Genomic DNA, 25,494 nt, shown 5'->3' with positions numbered 1-25,494 from the left:
GGGGTTGTTAAGAACTCATAGCCCAATCATGACGAACCTAAGCGGCAGTTGCCACAAAAGTTTTCTTAAACTCAGCGATCGCGCCCTTGAGTGCTTCTTCTGCATCCGCAGTCAGTTCTTTCTTCTCGCGAATGATGTCACCATACTTCGGTGCGCTTCCCGCTAGATATTCCCGCAGTCCTTTGAGGAAAACGGTGACTTTGTCAACTGGGAGGTCATCCAAATAACCGTTAATCCCTGCATAGATGGCAGCAACCTGATCTCCAACCGATAACGGCGAAAACTGAGGCTGCTTGAGGATTTCCCGCAGACGCTGACCCCGTGCCAACTGATTTTGGGTCGCTTTATCTAAATCTGAAGCGAATTGAGCAAACGCTTGCAGGTCATCAAACTGCGCTAGCTCTAGTTTCACCTTTCCGGCGACTTTCTTCATGGCTTTCGTTTGAGCGGCTGAACCAACCCGTGATACAGAGATACCAGGGTTTACCGCAGGACGCAAGCCTGAATTGAACAAATCAGAGGATAAGAAAATTTGACCATCTGTAATCGAAATAACATTGGTTGGAATGTAAGCAGACACGTCGCCCGCTTGAGTTTCCACAATGGGCAAAGCAGTCATACTGCCGCCGCCTAGAGCATCACTGAGTTTGGCAGCACGCTCTAACAAACGAGAGTGGAGGTAAAATACATCTCCAGGATAAGCTTCACGACCGGGTGGACGACGCAACAGCAAGGACATTTGGCGATAAGCTTGGGCTTGTTTGGACAAGTCATCGTAGACAACGAGTGTATGCTTGCCTTTATACATAAAGTATTCAGCTAAGCTTGCGCCCGTGTAGGGAGCAAGAAACTGAAGTGAGGCTGGATCGTTGGCATTGGCAGCGACGATGATGGTGTACTCCAAAGCGCCTTGTTCACGGAAAACGTTAACAATATTGGCGACAGTTGAAGCTTTTTGACCAATCGCTACATATACGCAAACAACATCTTCACCTTTTTGGTTCAAAATGGTGTCAAGCGCGATCGTGGTTTTACCCGTTTGGCGATCGCCAATGATCAGTTCTCGTTGTCCCCGACCAATGGGAATCATGGAATCGATCGCGGTGATACCCGTTTGCATTGGTTCGCAAACCGACTTACGCGCAATGATGCCAGGAGCGGGGGATTCAATTAAGCGCATTTCGGAAAAAGCAATATCGCCTTTACCATCCAGTGGGCGACCTAAAGCATCCACCACCCGTCCGATCAGCGCATCGCCGACAGGCACCTGAGCAATTTTTCCAGTTGATTTAACGACGCTACCTTCTTCAATGCCGCGTCCACCGCTCATCAAAACGGCACCGACATCGTCTTCTTCTAAGTTGAGTGCAATCCCAATTGAGCCATCGGCAAACTCAAGCAGCTCATTTGCCATTACTTGATCTAATCCATAGATGCGGGCAATCCCGTCACCCACTGATAGAACAGTCCCAACATTAGAGGCTTTGATGCCTTGATCGTACTGCTCGATTTGCTGCCGAATAATACTGCTAATTTCGTCTGGTCGAATGCTTACCATAGGGTTACTCTCTGGAAAATGAGGGTTAGAAGGTTAAGTTGCAAAATGTAGATTAAGCCGCACCGCCTAAGCGAAGAGAAATGCGCCGTAACTGTCCACGGATACTGGCATCGATGACTTGAGAGCCAATCTTGATTACCACACCGCCAATTAGCTCTGGGTCAAGCTTGATGTCTAGCTCAACTTGATGGGCACCTGTCAAGGCGAGAACTTTTTCTTTCAAGGCTTGGGTTTGCTCTTCGGTCAGTTCGCGCACGGTCGTCACTTCAGCGAGAACTATCTGGTTCAGTTTCCTGAGCAGCGCTTGAAACTCACTGCAAATTCCTGACAAAAACATGATGCGACGGCGATCTACCAACAGCATCAAAAAGTTTCGGGTGTAGGAATGGAGTCCATCACCAAACACTTGTGATAAAACAGCCTTCTTCTGCTCCGCTTTATGAATCGGGTTGGCAAAAAAATCTTTCAAATCTTCAGAACTTTTGAGTGTTTCAATAATTGTGTTGATGTCATTGCCAACTTGATCGACAATGTTGCTCTGCTGGGCTAGCGACATTAGAGCTTGAGCGTAGCGCTCTAAAATCTCACCTCTAACCACACCTCCGTCTTTCATTAGGCACCTCCAATCATGGCAATGCTGCGGTTAATAATATTAGTCTGAAGCTCATCGGTCATGCGGGAGGGCAATTCAGATTCAGCTTTTTGCAAGGCTAAAGTAGACACTCGCTGCCGCAGGTCGGCGATCGCGCGTTCCCGTTCTGCATTTAAATCTTGGCTCAACCCTTCTTTCATCCGCTGAACTTCGACTTCTGCCTCCGCTAGCAAAGAAGCTTTGACTGCAACTGCACGCTCTTCCGCAGCCGTGCGAATTCGAGCAGCTTCTTGCTGAGCTTGAGCCAATTTTTGCTGTTCATCTGCAAGGGCTGCCGCAGCTTTTTGCCTGCGTTCTTCAGCTTCCTTCAGAGCAGCTTTGATGTCGTTGCGGCGTTCGCTCAAAATCTTTCCTAAGAAACCGCGCCCAAAGTAAACCAAAAGACCAATCACTATCAAAAGGTTGACCAGGTTTGCTTCTAGAATGTTGGCGGCCAAACCACCTTCTTCAGCAGCTTCTACACCCGCTTCCGCAATCAACCATTCCATCCCCAACATACTCATAACTGCGCCATTCCCATCTTGTATGCTCTGTGCAGTACATTCACTCGCTATCTAGGTGCAATGCTCTCGTTAGACCGCGCTAATAGCTAGGCAACTTGAGCGCCCAAGATTTTATCCAAAATCTGACGACTGAGTGAGTCAACCTCATGTTCTAGCGATCGCATTGCCTCTTGCTTTTGCTGATCTAACTCTTGTTGAGTTTGCTCCTTTTGATGACGGGCTTCTTCTTGAGCTTCAGCAATTTTGCCAGCAACAATTTGTTGGGCATCTGCTTGAGCTGCTGTAATCAGCGCCTGAGACTGCCTGCGAGTTTCGGCTAAATCTTGCTCATATTGCTTTGCCAACGTTTCCGCTTTCGACAAACGCTCCTGAGCTTCAACCTGATTCCGTCGAATATAATCACCACGCTCCTCAATCGCCTTAGTTAAAGGCTTATAGAAAATGGCATTCAAAACAACCATTAGGAGTAAGAATTGCACCGCCATCAAGGGCAATGTTGCATCAAAGTCAAACATGGTTTTTCTTTCCAAAAACTGCTATCGCAACACTGTGTGGTCAGTGAGAAAAACAAAATCCAAAACTCAAAATAACTACGACAGGAAAAAGAAAAGCTGCAATAAACTGTAAGTGGCAGCCTTCAGTTAAAAGGTAGAGACGCAAAGTACGCCTCTACCACAATCCTATCCAAGAAATATCAACCAATAAATGGGTTTGCAAATAGCAATACTAATGCAATAACCAAGCCGTAGATGGTGAGGGATTCCATAAACGCCAACGTTAAAAGCAAAGTGCCGCGAATCTTACCTTCCGCTTCAGGCTGACGTGCAATCCCTTCCACTGCTTGTCCAGATGCGTTACCTTGACCAATTCCAGGACCGACCGAAGCCAGACCAATTGCGAGAGCCGCAGCCAAAACAGAAGCGGACGCAACCGTTGGATCTACCATGACGTTTCCTCTTGATTAGTGAACAGAACGATAAACAAACACAAAACTATGGATTTAAGATTTCTTACAAGATTCAAATAAACTTGAACCCAAAATCAAAAGTCCGATACCCAAAAAGGCTTAACAATCGAAAGCACATTAATGCTCCTCATGCTCTTCCCCATGTCCTTCTAATGCTTCATGAATATAAGCACCAGCCAAGGTGGCAAACACAAGCGCTTGAATTGCGCTGGTAAATAGCCCCAACAGCATCACAGGAAGCGGAACAAACAAAGGCACCAGAAGAACCAAAACTCCAACCACCAACTCATCCGCCAAAATGTTGCCAAAGAGACGGAAGCTCAGCGAAAGAGGTTTAGTGAAATCTTCCAAAATCGCGATCGGCAAGAGAACGGGAGTAGGCTGAACATACTTAGCAAAGTAGCCTAATCCCTTCCTGCTAAAACCAGCATAGAAATATGCTAGCGAGACTAGCAGGGCGAGGGCAACAGTGGTGTTGATGTCGTTTGTTGGAGCTGCTAACTCACCTTCTGGCAGCTTTATCAGCTTCCAAGGGATGAGCGCACCAGACCAATTCGACACAAAGATGAATAAAAAGAGAGTGCCTATGAACGGTACCCACGGGCGATATTCCTTCTCTCCCAGTTGATTTTTAGCTAGATCACGCACAAAATCCAGTGCATACTCCATAAAATTCTGCATTCCTGACGGAATACGTTGAATATTACGAGTTGCTAAGATCGAGGCAATCACTAACAGCGCAATCACAAACCAGGAGACAAGAAAGACTTGACCATGGACTTTGAGATTGCCAATTTCCCAATAAAAATGGTGACCAACCTCTAGGCTGGCAAGTGGAAAATCAGGAGTAGCAATAAAACTTAGCATTGGACTCCAGCCAGATTCCCAAAGGGTTTCAGTAATAAAGTTGCTAGTCTACCCACCTAACGAGAGTTAGAAGGCATTAGTGTTCGCAGCATATAAACGATGAGAGCACCTTTGTAAGTCAAAAAACCTAGGAAGATTGGCAAAATCTGAAGCTGCTTCCACTGAGTTGCAACGATAATCAACCCAGCAAAAATTACAATTTGAGACTTTCCAATTTGGCTCTTTTCTCTACCGAACTGCCCAACGTTTCGAGCCAACACTTTCAAGTAAACCACACCTGTGCACGCTCCTAGCAAATAATTCAGAGCAATGCTTAAGGAATAAAAGTACCAAACAAAAACAAAGATAATACCCGTCAAAATCACAGTGGTTACCAACAACTCCTGCTGAAGTTGATAATACTCCTGCATAGAATCGTTAGGTTCCGCTGGTAAAGAATTTAGTTCGGATACTTCACTCACTTTGGATGAAACTCTTCAATGGTTTAGCCTGCGACTGTTGAGCTGAGCATCCCAAAAGACACTATTGACCTAACGCCTTTAGATTCGCTTTAGATGCTCAAACCATCAGCAATCATATCACGCAAGGTAATAATACTTAATGTCAACAACGAGAAAATTTTACTCCGTCATATAAATGTATTCGTTCTCAAACCCTTTCAAAATGGGTCGATTTGGCTTTTGTAACAAAAGGTTTCTGGATTCTCAGCCGAGTCACCCTAATCCTCTATGATTGGTCGATAAATCAAGCGGGTTGGGTTCTATATACTTTTTAATAAAAGGCTTGTTGAATCCAAATCGTTTTAATCCAAGCAAGTGAACAAGTTATCCTCAGCCTTTGTTTTCAACGATTTAGTGCTTCTTTAGTAGGCATTATCTAGAGATTGGCAAGCAAGGTTTTGGTCAGATTTAAAACAGTAACAATCCGTAAAGGGAGCTTTTGAAATCCATGAGTGTTAAAGCAAGCGGTGGAAGCTCGGTTGCACGCCCCAACCTTTACCAAACTCTAGCCGTCGCTACAATTTCCCAGGCTGAGCAGCAAGATCGCTTTCCAGGAAAAGGAGAACTAGACGCGCTAACTACTTATTTCAGTTCTGGTTTAAAGCGTCTAGAAATTGCAGAAACGCTCACTCGCAATTCCGACATTATTGTGTCGCGTGCTGCTAATAGCATTTTTACAGGCGGTTCGCCTATGGCATTTCTTGAGAAGCCAGCAGAAGCTCCAGTGATGACGATCGCCGGGGTTGCTCTAACGACCGAAGAGGGAATGAAGTTAGGCACTGTTACTTACGGCGACACCAAGAATACCCCTGGGATTCTAGATAGTATTCGCTCTATTTTTAAGGGCACATCCGATGGTGGTTCAACGCCTGTAAATTTTCGCCCAATCAACATTTCTCGATATGGTCCGAGCAACATGGCTAAGTCCCTTCGGGACTTAAGTTGGTTTTTACGCTACGTCACTTACGCGATCGTGGCGGGTGATCCCAACATCATCGCTGTAAATACTCGTGGCTTGCGGGAAATTATTGAACGAGCTTGCTCTGGTGAAGCGACTACGGTAGCCCTACAAAAAATGAAGGGCGCTGGACTGAGCTATTTTCGGAATGACCCTGAAGCGGAGGAGATCGTCCGTCAATATTTTGATGTGTTGATTACTGAATTCAAAGCGCCTACCCCTTCTACACAGGTACGCCAGCGTTCCTCCAACGACCTACAGGGTTTGCAACTTCCTCAGATCTATGCCAATGCGGCTGAGAAGCGGTCTAAGTATGCAATGAAGCCTGGTCTGTCCTCCACCGAAAAAAATGATGTGGTGAAGGCCGCCTATCGCCAAGTATTTGAACGGGACATCACCCGTGCTTATTCCCTTAGCATCTCCGATTTAGAGTCTAAGGTGAAGAACGGCGAAATCTCTATGAAGGAGTTTATCCGTCGTTTGGCGAAATCGCCCCTTTACCGTAAAAACTTCTATCAGCCTTACATCAACAGCCGCGTCTTAGAGTTAGCTTTTCGCCATATTCTGGGTCGTGGTCCTAGCTCCCGTGAAGAGGTTCAAAAGTATTTTTCCGTCGTTTCTGAGGGAGGCTTACCTGCCTTAGTAGACGCGCTGATCGATTCTAAAGAATACGCTGATTACTTTGGTGAAGAAACGGTTCCTTACTTACGGGGTTTGGGGCAAGAGGCACAAGAATGTCGCAACTGGGGTCCCCAACAAGATCTATTCAAATACAGTGCTCCTTTCCGTAAGGTTCCTCAGTTCATCACTACCTTTGCAGCCTACGATCGCCCCTTGCCTGACCAGCATGTCTATGGCTCTGGCAATGATCCTTTAGAAATTCAGTTTGGGGCTATTTTCCCGAAAGAAACTAAGAATCCAAGCACTCGTCCGGCTCCATTTGGCAAGGATACCCGTCGCATTCTGATTAATCGGGGTGCAGGAATTAACAACCAGTTGAGCAATCCTGCAGCACGGGGAGTAGCTCCTGGATCGTTGGGTCCAAAGGTCTTCAAGTTTGACCAAAGCCCTAGCTATACCGGCAGCTTTGCTAAAGGTCGAGATCGCGGCAATACCAAGGGCATCAGCGTTAAATATTCTGAAAGCTCTACTCAAGCTGTGATCCGCGCTGCGTACCTGCAGGTATTTGGACGAGCAGTCTATGATGGGCAGCGCCTCAAAGTCGATGAAATCAAGCTGGAGAGCGGTGAAATTACCCTTCGCGAGTTTATTCGTCGCTTGGCAAAATCTAATCTCTTCCGTAGCCTCTACTGGACCTCTCTCTACGTCACTAAATCCGTAGAGTACATCCATCGCCGTTTACTAGGTCGCCCCACCTACGGTCGGCAAGAGATCAATGCTTACTTCGACATTTGCGCCAAAAAAGGCTTTTATGCCCTGATTGATGCTTTGTTAGATAGCCAGGAATATTCAGAAACTTTCGGTGAAGATACGGTTCCTTATGAACGTTACGTCACTCCGGCAGGTTTGTCTTTACGCGGTAATCGGGTTGGTTCCATCGCCGATAAGAGCAGCAAAGTTATTCAGGAAGTAACGCCGCGCTTCGTAGAATTGGCCGCCGCCGCCGCATTACGGACTGAACCTGATGTTCAATTCCGGATTAATCAAGGTGTAAGCAAGAAACGCGAACAGACGAAGGTCTTTAAGCTGACGAACCTGGCTGATAAACCAAACTTGAAGCTAGTCATAGGTGCTGCTTATCGCCAAGTGTTTGAACGGGATGTTGCACCGTACATTGTCCAAAATGAGTTCAGCGTTTTAGAAAGTAAACTCGGCAACGGTGAAATTAATCTGAAGGAATTCATTGAAGGATTAGGAATCTCTAACCTTTATCTCAAGGAGTTTTATACGCCTTATCCCAATACGAAAGTAATTGAGCTAGGCACTAAGCACTTCTTAGGACGAGCACCTTTAGATCAGGCTGAAATCCGTAAATACAACCAAATTTTGGCAACGAAAGGGTTGAAGGGCTTCATCAATGAGATTGTAGGCAGCATGGAGTATGGTCAAGCGTTTGGAGAAGACGTGGTGCCCTACAACCGCTACCTAACGCTGCCTGCGGCCAATTTCCCAAATACTCAAAAGCTCTACAACACGCTGACTAAGCAAAACAAAGACTTAGTGGTGCCGAGCTTTGAAACGGTGAAAGCGCGGATGGATGGAGCAAAAATGCCGTTGATGGGTAAGGCGATCGCAGATATGGCAGCGCAAGCTCGTCAGCAAGAGCAAGCCAAAGCTGAATTTGTGAAATTGGGTCGCTCCTCCTCCAATTTAGAGCACTCACCAGACGCTACTACTTGCAAACCAGCCCGAATTTATCGGATGACTCCTGGTATGGGAAGGGTGGAAACCGAGTTAGTGCTGAGTGCCATCTACACCCAGATCATGGATGTGTTTGGTGAGCCAGTACCGGAACAGTTCAGGCAAGCAGAACTGGACAGCCAATTCCATGGCGGAAACATCTGTGTTCGTGAGTTTGTTAAAGCCTTAGCAAGCTCAGGAGTTTACTGCAACCGATTCTACACGCCCTATCCTCAAGCGAAGGTCGTTGAATTTCTATTCCGGCACTTGTTAGGTCGTTCTGCCACTCAGGGTGAGGTTCACCAATATACTGAGTTGTTAGAGCAAGGGCTGGAGGCAACAGTGACTGCGGTGGTAGAAAGTGCCGAGTACCTTCGCTATTTTGGTGAAGATGTGGTGCCTTATAATCGCTATCCTAACCTGCCTTTAGGGCACTCCTTGAGTAGTGTCAAGGCGGTTGTAGGCTCAGGAAAATAAGCTTTGCTGAGTCGGGTGACGCTTTATCTGCGGTGTATGAGACTTTTAAGCTAAGCACCCCGCTTGGGTCATCGGTTACTACTGTGGTAGCTTTTTTCAACAAACCCCTGATTTAATTGTCAGGGGTTTAACTGTATGGTGATTTCTTAAAATGGCTGTAGATAACTTCTATAGCAGTCGAGGGTTTAGTTGAGACATAATTATAGAGACATCTTTACTCACTCTCCCCTCCGGCCATGCCTAGTCCCTACAGCGATGACCTGCGTCAAAAAGTGCTCGATGCCATTGACAGTGGATACCGTAAAAGTCACATCAGTCGCCTGTTTAACCTCAGCCGTAACACCATCGACTTATGGCTCAAACGACGGGAGGAAAGCGGGTCACTCAGTGCCATTTGCGATTACCAACGGGGACCTCAAGGCAAGATCGCTGACTTAGAGCAGTTTCGAGCCTTTGCAACTGAGCATGGACATTTGACACAGAAGGGGATGGCAGCACAGTGGCATGAACCGATTAGTGACTATGCCATCAGCAAAGCGCTGAGGCGGATTGGTTTCACCCGCAAAAAAAGAGTTATGGGTATCAAGAGCGGGATGCAGCGCAGCGGCAAGCCTTCCTCGCTCAATTGCAAGCGTATTGCGTAGAACAACTGGTTTACGTAGACCAGGCAGGGGTAGATGATACTGAAGACTATGCCTATGGCTGGTGTGCTCAATCTGAGCGGTTTGAGGCGTTGAAGTTAGGGCACCGCACCCAGCGCATTAGCATGATCGCTGCTTGGTGTAATTGTCAAGTGGTAGCCCCGCTGACCTTTACGGGCTACTGCGATACCACGTTGGTGGAGACCTGGGTGCAGCAGTGTCTGGTGGGGCAATTAAAGCCAGGGCAAGTCGTCGTGATGGATAATGCCAGCTTTCACAAATCAACGTTGATTCGCGAGTTGATTGAGCAAGCCGGCTGTACACTCCTATTTTTGCCGCCTTATTCTCCAGACTTGAACAAGATCGAAAAGTTTTGGGCGCGTCTCAAGCATTACCTTCGCAAGACGTTGAATCAGTTTCAGAACCTCTGGGATGCGGTTGATAATGCCTTCGGACAATTGTCCTAACCTTCCACTCGACTGCTATATTTCTGTACTTTCTATGCCGAATGCCTTGCTCAAGCCAACAGTCTGCACCTACGGAAAGCAGAAAATTCAATCGCTGGGTGGTTTGGGTGTGATCAAATTCTAAAAACGACGGGATAGGAGACTGAACCACTATGCGCTGAAAGTGGATATTATACGGAATTGAGTAGGGGAGTATCATTTAGCAAGATGAAAAAGGTACTCTGTCCATGCCTCGACCCCGCACTCAAATTAGCCCTCATCTAGACTACGCAGATCTAACTCAGCGGTATGTTCAGTGCCAAGATGCTGGCGAGAAAAACCGTTGGTTGGTGATTCGATTGCTCAGTCATCCAAAGACTCCGATGAGCATCGAACAAACCGCTGAGATTTGTGGACTCAGTTGTAGTGGAGTGCGGAAAATTGCCCGTCGCTACAACGCCGAGGGTGCGGTCGGACTAGTCAATCGGCAACGCTTGAACCCTGGGGGCAATCGGTTGGCTTTAAGTGATGAACAGCAACGGCTATTGCGGCAACGCTTACAGAGTGCCCCGGATGATGGCGGACTCTGGAGTGGACCGAAAGTTGGGGAGTATATCGAAACCTACTTTGGCATTTGCTTACACCCCTCAACAGCCTGGAAGTATCTACGACGTTTGGGGTTGAGCTTGCAGGTGCCGCGTCCGGTGCATCATCAAAGCGCAACCCTTGAGCAGCAAGCAGAGTTCAAAGCAGGATTAGCAGGTCATGTGGCGTGGTTGCGCTCGTTGTTTCCCAATCGGGAGATTGTAATTTGGGCGGAAGACGAAGCTCGATTAGGCTTGCAACCCATTGTCAGGCGGGTTTGGGCACCCATAGGAGAACGCCCATCAGCGCATCATTCTCGCCGCTATCAATGGGTCTACACCTATGGTTTTGTCCATCCTGCCACTGGAGCGAGCTACTTCCTTTTATTGCCCCGTGCCAATGTCTCCATGATGCAGATGGCGTTAGAGCTATTTGCGGCTCAGGTCAATCCCCATCGTCAGCAGTTGATCATTCTATTGGTTGATCAGGCCGCGTGGCATATGAGCCAAAAACTTCAGGTGCCCCCCGGCATTTTCTTCTACCCGCTATTGCCCTATACCCTCCAACTGCAACCCACTGAATGTGTCTGGTCTTTGCTGCGCGAAGCAATCGCTAATCAAGTGTTTGACAATCTTGATGCTTTAGAGGATGTCTTAGTCAAGCGGTGCCAATGGTTGATGCAGCATCCTGTGATAGTTCAAGGCAAAGTGGGCTTTGATTGGATTCAAGCAATTTAATCTGGTCAAAAAGTACTGCCTTCCGCAATTCCGTATTAGTATCAGTTAACGATCTTTTTTACACCTAGCTTGCGCCTTCTAACATGCTTACAAGATCTCATCAGGAGCATTAGGAGGGAGGAATATTTTCTAATGCCGTGAGGGCTTGCAAAACTTCTTTCACAACGGGAGCGGCGATCGTGCCACCATATCCTCCTCCAGCAGGCTCGTCGATCACGGCAAGCACAACATAACGAGGTTTGTCAGCAGGAAAGATTGAAACAAAACTGGTGACATAAGCGCTTTCCGAATATCCACCAAACCCATTTGCCTTTTGCGACGTTCCGGTCTTTCCAGCAACGTGATAACCCGGAAGCTGTGCCGCTTTTCCCGTTCCTTGCGTTACGACCCCCTCCATCATCGGCAGAATGGCTTTGGTGGTTGTCGGAGAAAACACTTGCCGCTGGGAGGGAAGGCCGGGTCGCCAATAGAGCCGTCCTTTGCTGTCAAACAATCCTTGGATGACGTGAGGAGTGACTAATTTGCCGCCATTCGCAATCGTGGCATGAAGCTGAACTAATTTCATCGCTGTGAGGGAAAACCCTTGACCAAACGACGTCACGGCTCGATCAATCCGGTTCTCAACAAAGCTTTTGCGAGATTTGAACTGTCCCGGACTTTCGGAGGGTAAATCTACCCCAACGATTCCACCCATACCCAGTCGTCTTAGCCACGCATAGTAGACCTCTGGTTTTAGAGTATCTACGATATGCACCATGCCAACGTTGTAAGAATTAATCACAATGTCGTTGACGGTTTCACTACCGCCGCTACCGCCTGTAATAGGCCATTCGTCGATGGTGATAGCGCTCGGATTGTAAATTAGAGTGTCAGGCTGGATAGTTTTATTTTCAAGCGCGATCGCCACAATGATCGGCTTAAACGTAGATCCTGGTTCATATAAATCTGTAATGGCCCATGTTTTGTAGCGCTCTGGCTCAGCTTTGTAATACTGGTTAGGGTCATAGGATGGGTAAGATGCCAGTGTCGTCAGTTCCCCCGTGTAGGCATCCATCACAATCACCGTGCCTTTCTTAGCACCGGCTTTAAGGACATGCTTCTTTAGAATTGGCTGCACCGCTCGCTGCAAGCGAGTATCTAGGGTTAGCCGTAGCTGCAAATCATCCTGGTTAAGAAAGCCCGTTGGAATCTGGTCAGGCATGAGAGAGCCATCCCCCATTTGGCGCAGCTTAATTTCTTGACTGGGGCGGGTCAAAATGTTTTGCTGACTGAGTTCTAACCCCGCTTGCCCAACATGTTCGCCATCTACAAAGCCGACGATATCAGCAGCCACTTCTTTGTGAGGATAGAGCCGTTGTTGATGAGGAATTAGCTCCAAGCCATCCAACCGCAAATCAATAATGCGGTTGGAAATATCTTCAATCAGCGAGTATTCGATCCGAATGCCCGTATCTCCTTCATTAAATTGCTTGATCAAACTAGCAACAGGGCGCTCCATGATCGGAGAAAGCTTCTCAGCAACCTCTTCTTTTGAGAGTTTAAACAGCTTAGGGTGAGCAAAGAGTGTAAATACAGGGCGATCGAGCGCCAAAATATTTCCATCTCTATCCACGATGTTGCGGCGTGGCATAAAGGGACGGATTTGCGTTACCTGTTGGCTTTGAGCAATTCCACGCAGCAACTTACCTTGCACAATCTGAACGTAGAATAAATTGATAACCAGGGCACCCATTGCCGCAATCAGCAACCCCCATACCAACACGGCTCGAAAGTTAAGCGAATTTACCCACAAAAAAAATTTAGATTGTTTAGGAGATGGGCGATTTCGAGCGCGGGGTTTTCGGAAGGAATAAGGACTAGCCATTGCGAAGCATCCTAATATCCTAAGGGCGGCATATTTGCCGATGCCTCAGCTTTGATCAAAATAGGCACGGCTACTGGCTTAACAGTACGGAGCGGAGACGATTCCAACACTAGAGTGTGCTGTGAGGATTTATTAACCAACCCTGAATTAGGGCTTTCTGCCTGCTGAATAATTTGATTTTTTAACACTTCACTAGCAGCTAACATTTGGCGCTCACTGCGCTGCATGGTTTTTAGCTTGCGATATTCTTTACTCCAAAGCTGCTGCATATAAACAGTGCCGCCATACATCACCAACGTAGCTACAACTAATGTGAAAGTGACTATCAAAGAACCGCGCTGAGCCTGTATGAGTAAGCGCAACCAATTTGGAAAAGGACGAGCAGTGGGAAGTTTACGAACTGCTGATTGAGTGGATGTAGGTGAAACAGTTGATAAAGGAGGTTTAAAGGATTGACTGCTGCGCTCTAAAGTAGCGCTATGGACAGGCTGAAGGTGAGTTTTCCGACGCAGTGCAGCTTGGCGATTCGTGAGACGATCCCTATGGGAATCGCGGGGTGTAGGTCGTTGAGATCTCAGTGCTGTTGCCATCCGCCGTGCATTACTCCTAAATCAAACGAGAAAAAATTGAAGCGTCCACAATTTTCTGTAGTCAGTCTACTGCAACAATTGAATTACAACTACAAATTCATAATTTTGCACCTGCAAAAATTTCAAATCCTCTCTCCTGCGGAATAAAGCTGCATTTTTAAGTGTCTAAGAAAAGTTGCACATCTTGTGATGTATGTAGTGTATGTAATTTTAATTTTATCAGCACTGTACTTTGCCAAAGCTGGGAAAGTAACATGTTTTGTCTGTTGACGATCGCTCGTGAACTGACCCATTGCAGACTAAAACTTTATGCAGGAATAGTAAAACTGTGAGTCAAGCAACCGAATTTAAAGACCAACAGCATCCTCAATGGAAACTTGATCGCCAAACTGTGGATACTTTACTGGCGGCCAGTGACCCTACAGACCACAACTTGGTGGAACTAGCCCGTCTCCGCGTTCGCTATCGAGGCTTTCCTGGTGCCAGAGACATTCAAACCGATTTAGATAAGGTACTGGAACAATGGGATTTAACAGAAGCTGGCCTGTTTGAAAAAACTCGTCAAATCCACGCGATTGCCCAGGTATATCGGGGGCAAAGCTCTAAACGGGATGATTGGAGTTAGAGATTAAGGAATAAGAAAATTGGGGCTATCGGCTAATTATCCTTGACCTGAGCCGAGGACAAACAGGCTCAGTAGGGTGCCGCTATTCCATAAACTATGGAGCAGCATAGATGAAAGCAAGTTGCGCGATCGCGAGTAGACAAAGCCTAGCACCATGCCTAAAGTCATTAGCGGCAGCACCTCCGATAGGCTGAGATGGGCAACAGCAAACAGAAAGCTGCTGAGAATGATTGCGCCCCAAACCGGGAAGTAGCGAGTTAAGGAAGACAGCAAAAAGCCCCGAAACAAAATTTCTTCAAAAATGGGAGCGGCGATCGCGGCGGTGACAAAAAAGATTGCCAGGGCAAAGCTATTTTTTCCTTCTAGGGCGATCGGTAAAATGGGATTGCTTCCACCTCGTCCTTGCCAAATTTTTTGGTTCACGAGCGATACCACAATCACTAACGGCAACGCTGCAAAATAGCCGCCCAACCCCCACCAAAACCAGTTGCCTTTTAAGTTGATGCGAAACCAATCTTCTGGCAATGGCAGATAGGATTGGATCGACCAGTACAGCACACCCAATCCACCGGCTGCCAACAGCACATAATTGAACAAAATAAATAAGGCTCTGCCCTGTTCTCCAAAGCTAGAGGGATTCAGCCCTGTTTGCTGTTGCAGCACTGCTAGCAGAATGGGTAAGGCGATCTGACCCACCATAAAAAAGCCCAAAATCAACACCTGCCAAATGGTTTCGCCATCCCACGGGGTTATCCACGGTTCCAGGGTTTCGATGGAGAGAATAGCTTGCTTGCGCTGCAAAACCCACTGCCCGATCGCAAAAATGAGTAGTCCAGTGCCAATCACGCAACTCAAAACTGGAATACCGCCCACGATCGCCAAACTGGTTAAAGCTTTTTCTGCGGCTTGTTGTTCAGTTATTGCTAAAGCTTGCAAATCAGAGGAACGCTGTTGCAGCGTGTATAGCTGAGTCAGCGCGCGATCACGAAACCAGCCATCCAGGTTTTTTTGAATCTGAGGTTCTGCATTGGGAAGCAACTGAGGCGACTCCGCCCACAGCCCTTGTAAAACTACCGCTGTTGCCGCCAAAGGTTCGAGTCCAGAGTCTGCTTCTGCCTGCTGAATGACGGTATCCCATTCTTTTTGGGCAAGAGCTGCTTCTCCCTGCTGCGATCGCAGAATTCCCAGCTTCAGATTCAGTTCTGTAAGCAAACGAGTCAGCTTTCGTTCAGTTTGCCCCAAAGATTCTAATTGGGCTTTATTGCTTGAATCGGTTGCTAAAAGGGATTGCGTCTGCTTTAAAGTCTGCTGCACCTGCTGCTGCACGTCTTGATATTGCTTCAAAGCATTTTTTGTTGGCTCTGCGCCCAGTAATGCCTTCCGAGCAGTATCCATAGTTGGATCGCTCTCCTGTAGCTCTGTAGCCCGTAACAATAAATTGGTTTGGTACAGTTCCAAACGGCTTTGGACTTGGGGCTGATTCCAGCTACTCAGCAAATCTTGCCCCATAAGAAAGATTGCCAATACCGTCAGCGTTACCAAAATCACCCGCTTAATCGTCATGAAATCCTCAGATTGCTATGGATCTAGGGTACAGGAAATGGCGATTAGCGATTAGCAAGGGACGAATGGCACACGAGGAATAAAATCGGCAATCGCCTGGAGAGCATCGAGCGCAGCCAAAACGCACTTTGGAAAAATGACTGGATTCAAGTAGAGCATGGGAACAGGGTAGAATGCATCTGGCTAAGCGATCGCAAATTCATCGCAACCACTTTAATCCAAAATTCTTATTCCCACTTCCTCATATGGTTACTCGTGTCATTTTGGTTCGTCACGGTGAAAGCAGCTTCAACGTTGAGCGTCGAGTGCAGGGTTTTTTGGATGAATCAACCCTGACCGATCAAGGGCAGGCGATGGCGCATCAGGTAGGAGAGGCGCTCAGTGAAATTTCGTTTGATGCCGTTTATAGCAGCACTTTACGCCGTGCAAAAGACACCGCAGAAATTGTGCTTACCCACTTAAAAACTGCGCCAAAAGTGCCCCTGCAGCCGGTTGACAGCCTGAAAGAAATCAATTTGATGCTGTGGGAAGGAATGCTGTTTGGCGATGTTGAAAAAATATATCCCAATGAATATGAGCAGTGGAAGAATTATCCTCACAAATTGAGCATGATGATTCCCCAGGAGAATGGCGAAACGGCGGAGTATTTTCCAGTAGTAGAGCTATTCGATCGCGCCCAGCAGTTTTGGCAAGAGTTTCTCCCGAATCACGGGAATCAAACGGTGCTGCTTGTTGCCCACAGCGGCATTAATCGGGCACTCATTGGCACGGCGATCGGGCTAAACGCTAGCGGCTATCAGGCAGTTCAGCAGTCCAATTGCGGTATCAGCGTCCTCAACTTTGCCGGAGGATGGGGTGATTTGGTGCAGGTGGAATCGTTAAACCAAACCGCGCACTTAGGCGAACCCCTGCCCAATCCGAAGCAAGGCTATCATACGCGCCTATTGCTGGTGCGCCACGGCGAAACGGAGTGGAACCGCCAGAAGCGCTTTCAAGGACAGATTGATGTGCCGTTGAATGACAATGGGCGATCGCAGTCAAACCAGGCGGCAGAATTCCTAAAAGCCATCCCGATTGACCATGCCATCACCAGTCCCATGCTGCGCCCTAAGGAAACAGCAGAAGTCATTTTGCAGCATCATCCGGATGTGGCGTTGGACTTTGAGGACAATTTAAAGGAAATTAGCCATGGATTGTGGGAAGGCAAGCTAGAAAGCGAAATTGAACAAGAGTTTCCCGGAGAACTACAGCGTTGGCAGCAAACGCCAGAAGTGGTGCAAATGCCAGCGGGAGAAAATCTACAGCAAGTGTGGGATCGCGCCACGACTGCCTGGGATGAGATCGTCCAAGCGGCGGTCAACCAGCCTAAACCGGGAACTACCCTGGTTGTTGCCCATGATGCCGTAAACAAAGCGATTCTCTGCTACGTGTTGGGATTGGAGCCTAATCGCTTTTGGAGCTTCAAGCAAGGCAATGGAGCCGTTAGCGTGATTGACTATGCAGCGGCAGATCAACCGCCTGTGATGATGGCAATGAACATCACAGCACACTTGGATGGCGGTGTATTGGATAAGACGGCAGCAGGAGCTTTATAAAGTGCTGAGGTATGAATGAATGAGCTTCTAAAACAAGTTCGGTTGCTTGATCCGACTTCCCAAACGGATCGAATTGCCGATGTTTTAATTACTGATGGCATCGTCACGGCAGTAGAAGACGCGATCGCCGATTATCCATCCAACGCGACAATCTACGAAGGGTCTGGTTTAATCTTGGCACCTGGACTCGTCGATCTCTATAGTCACTCTGGAGAACCCGGTTTTGAAGAACGTGAAACCCTGAAATCGTTGATGCAAGCAGCAGCGGCAGGTGGTTTCACCCGCATTGCCATTTTGCCCGACACGGCTCCTGCCCTCGATCATCTCGCTAGTATTGCATGGCTACATGACCAAGCTAATCTCCAGTCTATTGTCTCTGTTCCTTTAGTACAGCCTTGGGCAGCGCTGACCCAAGAGGTCAAAGGGCAGCAACTGACTGAGTTGGCGGAACTGGCAACGGCAGATATTGCTGGATTTGCCGACGGGAAACCGTTGCAAAACTTGATGATGGTGCGCCGCCTGTTGGAATATCTACAGCCACTGGGTAAACCCATCATGCTGTGGGCTTGTGATAGAGAACTAACAGGCAATGGGGTGATGCGCGAAGGATCGGATTCCATCCAGATTGGGCTACCTGGCATTCCTGCGATCGCCGAAACCGCAGCCCTTTCCGCCCTACTAGAATGCATCGAAGCCACTGGCACCCCAGTACATTTGATGCGAATTTCTACGGCGCGTGGCGTAGAGTTGATCCGCAAAGCAAAAGAGCGGGGCTTGCCCATCACTGCCAGCACGTCTTGGATGCATTTACTGCTGAACACTCAAATGATTGCCAGCTATGACTCAAATTTGCGGCTCGATCCGCCTTTGGGAACTCCAGCAGACCAAACGGCATTGATTGACGCAGTGCATCAAGGCGTGATTGATGCGATCGCGATTGACCACAGACCTTACACCTATGAAGAAAAAACGGTGCCTTTTGCCGAAGCTCCTCCGGGCGCGATTGGGCTAGAACTAGCGCTGCCGTTACTATGGCATCGGTTTGTTGAGTCCGGTTTATGGACGGCAATCAAACTGTGGTCAGTTTTGAGTACTCGTCCCGCAATTTGCCTACAACAAAAGCCCCCTGAGATCGCGATCGGCCAACCAGCAGAAATGCTCCTGTTTGATCCTCAGCACTTTTGGCTCGCAAAGTCCCATTCGCTAAAATCATCTGCTTCAAACACGCCTTGGTTGGATCAAGACATTCAAGGTCAAGTCATTAAAACGTGGCGTTACTAAAAAATATTTCTCATACCAATTTAAATTGAGTAAGCGGCAAATGGACTAGACTGAGCGGAGTTGTTTGGAGAGTCTAGTCATGGCAGGTGTAATGTCAATAGACGTGAAAGAAAGTTTGGACGACTTAGCTCAACAGTTGCGGCAAGCCGAAACGCCAAGCGCTAAAGAACGATTGCAAGTGCTCTACTGGTTGAAACAAGAGAATGCGCCGAGCATTAGTGCGATTGCCAAAGCGGTCGGGAAACATCGAAACACGGTGCAAAGCTGGCTATTGATGTATCGCACTGGAGGAGTGGGGGCGATGCTAGAAATCAAGAAATCGCCGGGGGGAGTGCGAGTGATACCCCAATGGGCAGAGGATGCTTTGGCAAAGCGGTTACGACAGAGACACGGCTTTCAAAGTTATGGAGCAGTACAACAGTGGTTGGCAGAAACCTTGGGAGTAGAAGCGGAGTATCACGCGGTCTACCAAATGACCCGCTATCGGCTCAAAGCCAAGCTAAAGGTTGCTCGTCCTCAAAATTGCCAGCAGGATAGTGAACAGCGATCTGCTTTTAAGCAAACCTCAAGGGCGACCTCAGCTTGCTGAGTCAGTATGCTCGCCACCGGGGGCAGGATGAACGTCCCATTCGCTATTTTGCTCAGGATGAGAGTCGTTTTGGACTGCATACTCTGATGGGACGATTGATCACGGCGTGTGGCATCAAACCGATTGGGCAGTGGCAGTGGTTGTTCAAAGCGTTCTGGCTCTACGGGGCGGTTGAACCTGCCACGGGAGAGTCCTTTTTTCTGCAATTTTCTCATGTTGATACCGAGTGTTATCAACGATTCTTGAATGAATTTTCCAACGCTTATCCGGATAGTCTGAACGTCTTGCAAGTGGATAACGGGCGGTTTCACAAGGGTAAAGCGTTGGTGGTGCCAGAGAACATCATCTTGTTATTCCAACCGCCTTACTGCCCTGAGCTAAATCCTATTGAGAGGTTGTGGGAACATCTCAAGGCAAGTTTGAAGTGGGCTGCGTTCAAAACGCTCGACCAACTACAAGTCAAAATCGATCAACTCCTGGCTGAGTTAACACCACAAGTAATTGCTTCTCTCACAGGTTATTCCTTTATCCTGGATGCCCTATCTGCCTTGAATACTGTTTAAATTGGTATCAGATTGTTCGCGAAGTGCGCCGAAGGTAACCCTTCTCGTTATCGTTCGATAATCAATTGCCTGGTCTACTACCTTTCTCGCTTGCATGAGGCATCATTTGGCTGGCTCAAGAATCCCTCATTTGCTATCGATCCCAATGTGCTGCCCTCAGTGCACCTCAAACTGACCTAGGAAAGATCGTCAATCTGGATAGTTTTTTGGGGTGCCTAACGAAGATTCTGTTAAAAGACAGCTAAGCAGAGGCGTTGGCACTGTCGCCATTCATAGGGGCTTCAAACTTGTACCCAACACCCCGCACGGTTTGAATCAGTGCAGGTTGGCTCGTATCGATTTCAATTTTCTTGCGGATTTGCCCAATGTGGACATCGACCACCCGCTGATCGCCCACATACTCATAATCCCAAACTTCCTGGATCAGTTCCGCCCGTCGCCACACACGCCCCGGATTTTTTGCCAAAAAATAAAGCAAATCGAATTCTAACGCTGTGAGAGGCACAAACTCTCCAGCTAGCTTGACTTCACGCCGTACTGGGTCAACCACTAACTTTTCAAACGTGAGTAATTGCTGCTCACCTGTAGTAACCGTGCGTTGTCGCCTTAAAATTGCCCCTACTCTAACGCCTAATTCACCCAAACTAAACGGTTTGGTAATGTAATCATCGGCACCTTGAGCAAATCCTCGAATGACATCGCCTTCATCAGTTCGGCTTGTTAGCAACAGCACAAATACGCTGGTTCGCCCTTGCATTTCCTTACAAAGGGCATAACCGTTGGCATCTGGCAAATTGATATCTAAAATCACAAGATCTGGATTGAACTGTTCAAACGCGATCATCGCGCTCTTCCCATCTTCTGCAGACTCCATCTGGTAGTCTTGCTTTGTCAAAAAACGGTGAATCAAGTTCCGAATTGCAGGATCGTCATCAACCACGAGAATTTTGGCAGGAGCCATATTCATAACCTTGCGTTCGTGAGGAAGTGTAAAACAAATTTTAACTTTTGATGCGTGAGGCAGACATCAGCAAGGGCAACAGCACTAGTCTGAAAACTGACCATCGAATAGAAGAAAGAGATTGAGCATTAAGCAAATGTTTTTCAGGGTTGAACCCAGCACACCGATGATCCTTATAAGATCGTTCATTGGGATATGTTTACTCCAGCATTAGTATGCCTTACCTTTACATAAGGTGCCCAACAATTCCTGTTTTTCCGGAAAATCTGACCGTTTTGCTTAAATTACAATTTCAATAAATTAACTTATCAATAATGCAGATTTGTAAGTATCCTCATTTTTCGGATAGGCTCTAAGGTAGCCGGAGAAGGATGTGGAGTATATGGTATGACTGAGCAAAACCCGTACGAGCAGCTTAGGGTTACGGAAAGCTCTAGCTTTGAGGACATTCAGGCTGCCAAGAGCCGTCTGCGCGCTGAATGCGAAGGAAACGAGGAGCAAATTCGGAAAATTGATGCGGCCTATGATGCGGTATTAATGGATCGTCTCCGTCTGCGCCAAGAAGGAAAAATCAAGGTGCCCGATCGCATTCGTTTCCCGGAAAAATTGGCTGAGCCGCCTTCTAATCCAAAGGTCGATTTGCCTAACAATTCGCCAGCCTGGATGCAGCGTCTGGTTGACACTCCTTCACGGGCAGACATTTTACGACCCTTGGGGGTCAGCGTTGGGCTGAGCGCATTGGTCATCTTCGCTCCAACAGCCGTTCAAATCGCGCTAATTGGTGGAGTTGGCTCTACTTTCTATTTTCTTTACCGCAAAGAGCGCAAGTTAGGACGTGCGGTTTTACTGACCTTTGTCGGCTTGCTTTTGGGCTTGCTCTTAGGCAGTTTTACTTATGAATTCGTTGCTGGATTGTTTGCCAATTTGCCAATTGGGATTGGGGTCGATACCTTTGCTAGTATCCTTACGTTTTTACTTTTGTGGTTGGTCAGCAGTTTCTTGCACTAAGAGAGGCAGGTTACCACGCTTGATTTGTTCTCGTTCAATTGCCTCAAACAATGCCTGAAAATTGCCTTCTCCAAATCCTTGAGCGCGTTGAAGCTGCCCAGGAATTAGGCTGGATTGTCGCTCAATCAACTCAAAGAAAAAGGTAGGCTGAGTAAAAATTGGCTGAGTGAAGATTTGCAATAGGGCTGTTTGCCCCTCTGCCTTGGAATGCCAATCGACTAATATTTGCTGACTGGCAAGACTGTTTAAAGCGGTTTTTGAGAAGGGGCATTCGGGCTGCGCCTGTAGCTGAGTGTAATAAGTGGAAGGGATTGAGATTAAAGGTAAGCCTGCTTGCCGAAGTTGGGCGATCGCATCAATTAAATCTACCGTTTCAAGAGCGATATGCTGGATGCCAGCACCGCGGTTAACAGTTAAGAATTCCTGAATTTGAGAATTAGTAGAAGAGGGTTCATTAATCGGAATTTGTACATTTCCTAAAGGATGGCGCATCACTTGACTGCACAGTCCTGAATATTCCGTTTGAATCGCGAATTTTTGATTGGGCTGTAATCCTAATACTCTTTCGTACCAACTGACAGCGGCATCTAGTTCACCCTTGGCAACATTCAGGACGATGTGATCAATGCTAAGAAACTGAATCGGTGAAGTGTCCGAACTGGAATTTGCCTCGGTTTCGTTCTTAACAGTAAAGGACTGAGCAGGATCTACTTGAACAGAGTGGAGGCTGGCTGAACTGGTGAGTTGTGGTAACAAAGATGTAATTCCACAGCGTTCGATAAAGGTGTGTGTAAGGCTGCCCCACGCCTGAATTTCTGCCCATTTCAGGATGCCTGCTGCTTGTTGTTCTTGGTGAATAGGTTGCAGAAGTTCAACACCCTGATTAGTTGCTTGAGCAATCGCGGATTCAATCGCTGGCACCCTAAAAGCAACATTGGAAACACCAGGCGGATGTTGCTGTAAGAAACGGGCAGCAGCGCTGTCATGGGTTAAGGGTGAACACAATAAGAAGTAGATGGAGCCAGAGTTTAGTACTTCGATCGCGGTGTCTTGCCAAATTCCACTGGCGATCGCCTGAAACTTTAAGTGGTTAATAAACCAAGCCGACAACGCCTTAGCATCCTCTACACAAAAACACACATGGTCAACATTCATAACGTTTCCACAACTGAACACTCCAGTACTTCCAAGTGTTCATTTTGCCCTTATATCAGCCTTTTTGAGTGTCTCTACGGACTCATTTATTGAGCAGATTTCAGGTTTCAGATGCATTACCTTGATCCCTGATCTTTGATCCCGACCGTCGCTGTCTATCGAACAATCCGGCTCATGTAGGTGCCCCACAGTTGGGCGGCTTGGGCGCTGCTGCCATCCGTAGGGGTGTTGTCGTCATTGCCTAGCCATATGCCGGTTACCAAGCCTTGGGTGGGCAGAAAGCCGATAAACCACAAATCTACATTATCGTTAGTCGTGCCCGTTTTCCCGGCGGCTCCCAGACCGATCGCCGCATTCCTTCCGGTGCCGCTTTGTACCGCGCCTTGCAACAGGGTCGTCATGGTGTCGGCAACTTCGGGCTTGATCACTGGCTGATTTTGCTCCGAGTCTTGGTTAAAGGCGTAGATAACACGACAGGTTTTGAGATTTTTGCGATTGGGGCAATCTCCGGCATCCAAAACCCGGCGGATGGTGCGGGGATAATTGCGAATGCCGCGATCGGCGAAAATGCTAAACGCTCCGGTCATTTCGATGACGCTGACTTCACTTTGCCCTAAAACTAGCCCTGGAACCGATTTTAGGTCGGATTGGATACCCATTCGCTTGGCGGTTTGCACCACCCGGTCTAAGCCTGCTTCTTGGGCAACCCGGAGGGCGATCGCGTTTTCCGATTGGGCAACCCCATTGTACATATCCATGCTGCCGTTACCGGCGCGACAGCCATCAAAGTATTGTCCCTCCCAATTCAGCGGATTACAGGAGAATGATGTTCCCGGCGAGATGCCTTGCTGGAGGGCAGCCGTGTAGGCAAACACTTTGAAGGTGGAACCGGGCTGACGTAGTGCTTGGGTCGCCCGATTGAACTGGCTTTTTTTATAGTCCACGCCGCCGACCAACGCCAACACTTCCCCTGTTTTGGCATCCAGCGTCACAATTGCCCCTTGAGAAAAACCAGAATCGACTCCCGTGGAGCTTACCGCATTGCGTAACTCTGCCTCTGCTTGTGCCTGGATCTCGATATCTATTCCCGTTTCAACAATAAAATTTCCTTCCTTGGCAACTTCTACCCCCAGTAGTTTTTCTAAATCGGCATACACCTGATCGTGGTAGTAGGGCGCACGGATGCTGTCCAGTTCTTCTTTCGCTTTCGGGTTGACTTCAATGCGCGATCGCCGTGCCCGCTGAGCGTCTTCGCCGTTGATCATGCCCAGTTCCTGCATTCGTTGCAGCACACCGTTTCGCTGAGAGATTGCCTTTTCATAATCTCGTACAGGATTATATCGATTAGGCGCAGGCAAAATGCCCACCAGCATTGCCGCTTCTGAAAGGGTGACATCCTTCGCTGTTTTACCTAAATAGAACTGTGCTGCATCTTCAAAACCGTAGGCTCCACTGCCCATATAAACTCGGTTTAGGTAAGTCAGCAGCAAAAAGTCTTTGCTGTAAAAAGTTTCTAGCTTGAGGGCCACAGCGGCTTCTCTCAGTTTGCGGGAAGCGGTATCATCAGTGCCCACATAGCCCCGAAAAATACTGCGGGCAAGCTGCTGAGTCAGGGTGCTGGCTCCTTCTCGAATCGTGCCGCCGCGCAGGTTTGCCACTAATGCCCGCACGACCCCCACTGGATCAACGCCCATATGCCAGTAAAACCGCGAATCTTCCGAGGCAATGATCGCGTTAGCCAAGTAGGGTGAAAATTCGTTCAGCCCTTTCATTTCGCCATGAGTACGGGTGATGGGGGAACTCAGCGGTGTTTCACCATCACGAGCATAGATCATGACTGGACCTTGCACCGAGTTGGGCAACGGCGTAACTTTGAATTTTTGCCATTCCACAAGAGTGATAGCAACTGCCACAGCAGAGAGTCCACCCAAGGCATAGACACTATAGCGGAAGCCTTTCACAAACCACGGCGGCGGATCGTTGAATTTGAGCCGAACTCCGTCTGCTAATTCCGCAGGTCCCAATGTGTACGTATCGCCGTGGCGCATTACCATCGATCGCACCCGTCGTTTACCCCGATAAATGCCATTGGTAGAGTTTTCATCTTGCATGACGAAGGGCGATCGCCAAAAATAGCCTAAAAATCCTGGCGGCTGCTTTTCCCGATTCAGTGACAGGTGTACCTGGCTGACTACGGGATTGCGAATGACAATATCGCAGGATTTGGAACTGCGCCCTAACAGATGGCGATCGCCCAACAACGGAAATACCTCAGCCTTGGCAGCATCCGCTTCCTGTATCCAAAGCTCTGGCACCCTTGAGTTGGGATTGAGTTTTAATTTAGTGAGAAGTACCTGAGTACGGGCTTGTACAGCTTGCGTCAGGTTCCCCAGAAAAGTTTTGGGTGGACGAGTAGGCGGAGTAGGGGACATGGGATAGGAGGGTAAA

Annotated in this window: 22 protein-coding genes; 9 read left to right on the top strand and 13 right to left on the bottom strand. The window is 47.9% G+C overall.

What is annotated here, in order from left to right:
- Positions 1–37: 37 nt before the first annotated feature.
- From atpA to JOY44_RS07200, 7 genes are all read right to left on the bottom strand, one after another.
- Positions 38–1,558: a F0F1 ATP synthase subunit alpha gene (gene atpA, locus JOY44_RS07230; protein WP_171572963.1), complete on the bottom strand. Its 1,521-nt coding sequence runs from the start codon at positions 1,556–1,558 to the stop codon at positions 38–40.
- A 52-nt stretch (positions 1,559–1,610) separates the two neighbouring features.
- Entirely contained in the window at positions 1,611–2,171 is a 561-nt protein-coding gene (atpH, locus tag JOY44_RS07225) for an ATP synthase F1 subunit delta (protein ID WP_171572962.1), read from the bottom strand.
- Complete coding sequence (locus tag JOY44_RS07220) at positions 2,171–2,713, bottom strand: F0F1 ATP synthase subunit B (RefSeq protein WP_171572961.1); 543 nt, start codon at positions 2,711–2,713, stop codon at positions 2,171–2,173. The genes atpH and JOY44_RS07220 overlap by 1 nt, the downstream gene beginning before the upstream one ends.
- 86 nt (positions 2,714–2,799) lie before the next feature.
- Complete coding sequence (locus tag JOY44_RS07215; protein ID WP_171572960.1) at positions 2,800–3,228, bottom strand: F0F1 ATP synthase subunit B'; 429 nt, start codon at positions 3,226–3,228, stop codon at positions 2,800–2,802.
- A 179-nt stretch (positions 3,229–3,407) separates the two neighbouring features.
- Positions 3,408–3,659, bottom strand: coding sequence for an ATP synthase F0 subunit C (atpE, locus tag JOY44_RS07210; RefSeq protein WP_171572959.1), 252 nt, complete (start codon positions 3,657–3,659; stop codon positions 3,408–3,410).
- Positions 3,660–3,797: 138 nt separating this feature from the next.
- A complete protein-coding gene (atpB, locus tag JOY44_RS07205) occupies positions 3,798–4,547 on the bottom strand; it encodes a F0F1 ATP synthase subunit A (RefSeq protein WP_171572958.1) in 750 nt (249 codons plus the stop codon).
- A gap of 56 nt (positions 4,548–4,603) precedes the next feature.
- A complete protein-coding gene (locus JOY44_RS07200; RefSeq protein ID WP_171573756.1) occupies positions 4,604–4,957 on the bottom strand; it encodes an ATP synthase subunit I in 354 nt (117 codons plus the stop codon).
- Positions 4,958–5,495: 538 nt separating this feature from the next.
- On the opposite strand from JOY44_RS07200, the gene JOY44_RS07195 reads away from it, so the two are divergent.
- From JOY44_RS07195 to JOY44_RS07185, 3 genes are all read left to right on the top strand, one after another.
- Positions 5,496–8,843 (top strand): phycobilisome rod-core linker polypeptide, encoded by a 3,348-nt coding sequence (locus tag JOY44_RS07195; protein ID WP_171572957.1) that lies wholly within the window; start codon positions 5,496–5,498, stop codon positions 8,841–8,843.
- Positions 8,844–9,079: 236 nt separating this feature from the next.
- Positions 9,080–9,951, top strand: a protein-coding gene (locus JOY44_RS07190) for an IS630 family transposase (RefSeq protein WP_242541724.1) whose coding sequence is annotated in 2 segments (ribosomal slippage) — positions 9,080–9,400 and positions 9,403–9,951 — 870 coding nt in all. Because the reading frame shifts where the segments join, the coding sequence is not laid out codon by codon here.
- Between the two features lie 227 nt (positions 9,952–10,178).
- Positions 10,179–11,252, top strand: a complete 1,074-nt coding sequence (locus JOY44_RS07185) for an IS630 family transposase (protein WP_171571797.1) — start codon at positions 10,179–10,181, stop codon at positions 11,250–11,252.
- Between the two features lie 109 nt (positions 11,253–11,361).
- Here the strand turns inward: JOY44_RS07185 and JOY44_RS07180 are convergent, their stop codons facing one another.
- On the bottom strand, positions 11,362–13,116 hold the full coding sequence (locus tag JOY44_RS07180; protein ID WP_171572956.1) for a peptidoglycan D,D-transpeptidase FtsI family protein: 1,755 nt from the start codon (positions 13,114–13,116) through the stop codon (positions 11,362–11,364).
- A gap of 11 nt (positions 13,117–13,127) precedes the next feature.
- On the bottom strand, positions 13,128–13,706 hold the full coding sequence (locus JOY44_RS07175) for a hypothetical protein (protein ID WP_171572955.1): 579 nt from the start codon (positions 13,704–13,706) through the stop codon (positions 13,128–13,130).
- 328 nt (positions 13,707–14,034) lie between these two features.
- On the opposite strand from JOY44_RS07175, the gene JOY44_RS07170 reads away from it, so the two are divergent.
- Positions 14,035–14,331, top strand: coding sequence for a DUF3288 family protein (locus JOY44_RS07170; RefSeq protein WP_171572954.1), 297 nt, complete (start codon positions 14,035–14,037; stop codon positions 14,329–14,331).
- Between the two features lie 36 nt (positions 14,332–14,367).
- Here JOY44_RS07170 and JOY44_RS07165 read toward each other — a convergent pair whose 3' ends face one another.
- Entirely contained in the window at positions 14,368–15,894 is a 1,527-nt protein-coding gene (locus JOY44_RS07165) for a CPBP family intramembrane glutamic endopeptidase (protein WP_171572953.1), read from the bottom strand.
- Between the two features lie 173 nt (positions 15,895–16,067).
- On the opposite strand from JOY44_RS07165, the gene JOY44_RS07160 reads away from it, so the two are divergent.
- The 4 genes from JOY44_RS07160 to JOY44_RS07145 all read left to right on the top strand — a co-directional run bounded on the left by JOY44_RS07160 (position 16,068) and on the right by JOY44_RS07145 (position 19,922).
- Positions 16,068–17,489 carry a histidine phosphatase family protein gene (locus JOY44_RS07160; RefSeq protein ID WP_197985031.1) on the top strand — a complete coding sequence of 474 codons (1,422 nt, stop codon included), beginning with the start codon at positions 16,068–16,070 and terminating at the stop codon, positions 17,487–17,489.
- 15 nt (positions 17,490–17,504) lie between these two features.
- Complete coding sequence (locus JOY44_RS07155; RefSeq protein WP_171572952.1) at positions 17,505–18,770, top strand: dihydroorotase; 1,266 nt, start codon at positions 17,505–17,507, stop codon at positions 18,768–18,770.
- A 79-nt stretch (positions 18,771–18,849) separates the two neighbouring features.
- Positions 18,850–19,359 carry a helix-turn-helix domain-containing protein gene (locus JOY44_RS07150; protein ID WP_171572048.1) on the top strand — a complete coding sequence of 170 codons (510 nt, stop codon included), beginning with the start codon at positions 18,850–18,852 and terminating at the stop codon, positions 19,357–19,359.
- Positions 19,353–19,922: an IS630 family transposase gene (locus JOY44_RS07145; RefSeq protein ID WP_171572047.1), complete on the top strand. Its 570-nt coding sequence runs from the start codon at positions 19,353–19,355 to the stop codon at positions 19,920–19,922. The genes JOY44_RS07150 and JOY44_RS07145 overlap by 7 nt, the downstream gene beginning before the upstream one ends.
- Positions 19,923–20,163: 241 nt before the next feature.
- On the opposite strand, the gene JOY44_RS07140 is transcribed toward JOY44_RS07145, so the two are convergent.
- Positions 20,164–20,889 carry a response regulator transcription factor gene (locus JOY44_RS07140; protein WP_322091340.1) on the bottom strand — a complete coding sequence of 242 codons (726 nt, stop codon included), beginning with the start codon at positions 20,887–20,889 and terminating at the stop codon, positions 20,164–20,166.
- A gap of 381 nt (positions 20,890–21,270) precedes the next feature.
- On the opposite strand from JOY44_RS07140, the gene JOY44_RS07135 reads away from it, so the two are divergent.
- Complete coding sequence (locus JOY44_RS07135; RefSeq protein WP_171572950.1) at positions 21,271–21,891, top strand: CPP1-like family protein; 621 nt, start codon at positions 21,271–21,273, stop codon at positions 21,889–21,891.
- Here JOY44_RS07135 and hppD read toward each other — a convergent pair.
- Together hppD and JOY44_RS07125 are read right to left on the bottom strand one after the other, a co-directional pair.
- A complete protein-coding gene (gene hppD, locus JOY44_RS07130; RefSeq protein ID WP_171572949.1) occupies positions 21,856–23,046 on the bottom strand; it encodes a 4-hydroxyphenylpyruvate dioxygenase in 1,191 nt (396 codons plus the stop codon). The genes JOY44_RS07135 and hppD overlap by 36 nt on opposite strands.
- Before the next feature lie 155 nt (positions 23,047–23,201).
- Entirely contained in the window at positions 23,202–25,478 is a 2,277-nt protein-coding gene (locus JOY44_RS07125; protein ID WP_171572948.1) for a PBP1A family penicillin-binding protein, read from the bottom strand.
- Between the last annotated feature and the right edge of the window lie 16 nt (positions 25,479–25,494).

It is taken from the genome of Leptolyngbya sp. Cla-17, assembly GCF_016807185.1.
Classification (GTDB): domain Bacteria; phylum Cyanobacteriota; class Cyanobacteriia; order Leptolyngbyales; family Leptolyngbyaceae; genus ULC077BIN1.
This window is presented reverse-complemented; position numbering and strand designations above follow the sequence as displayed.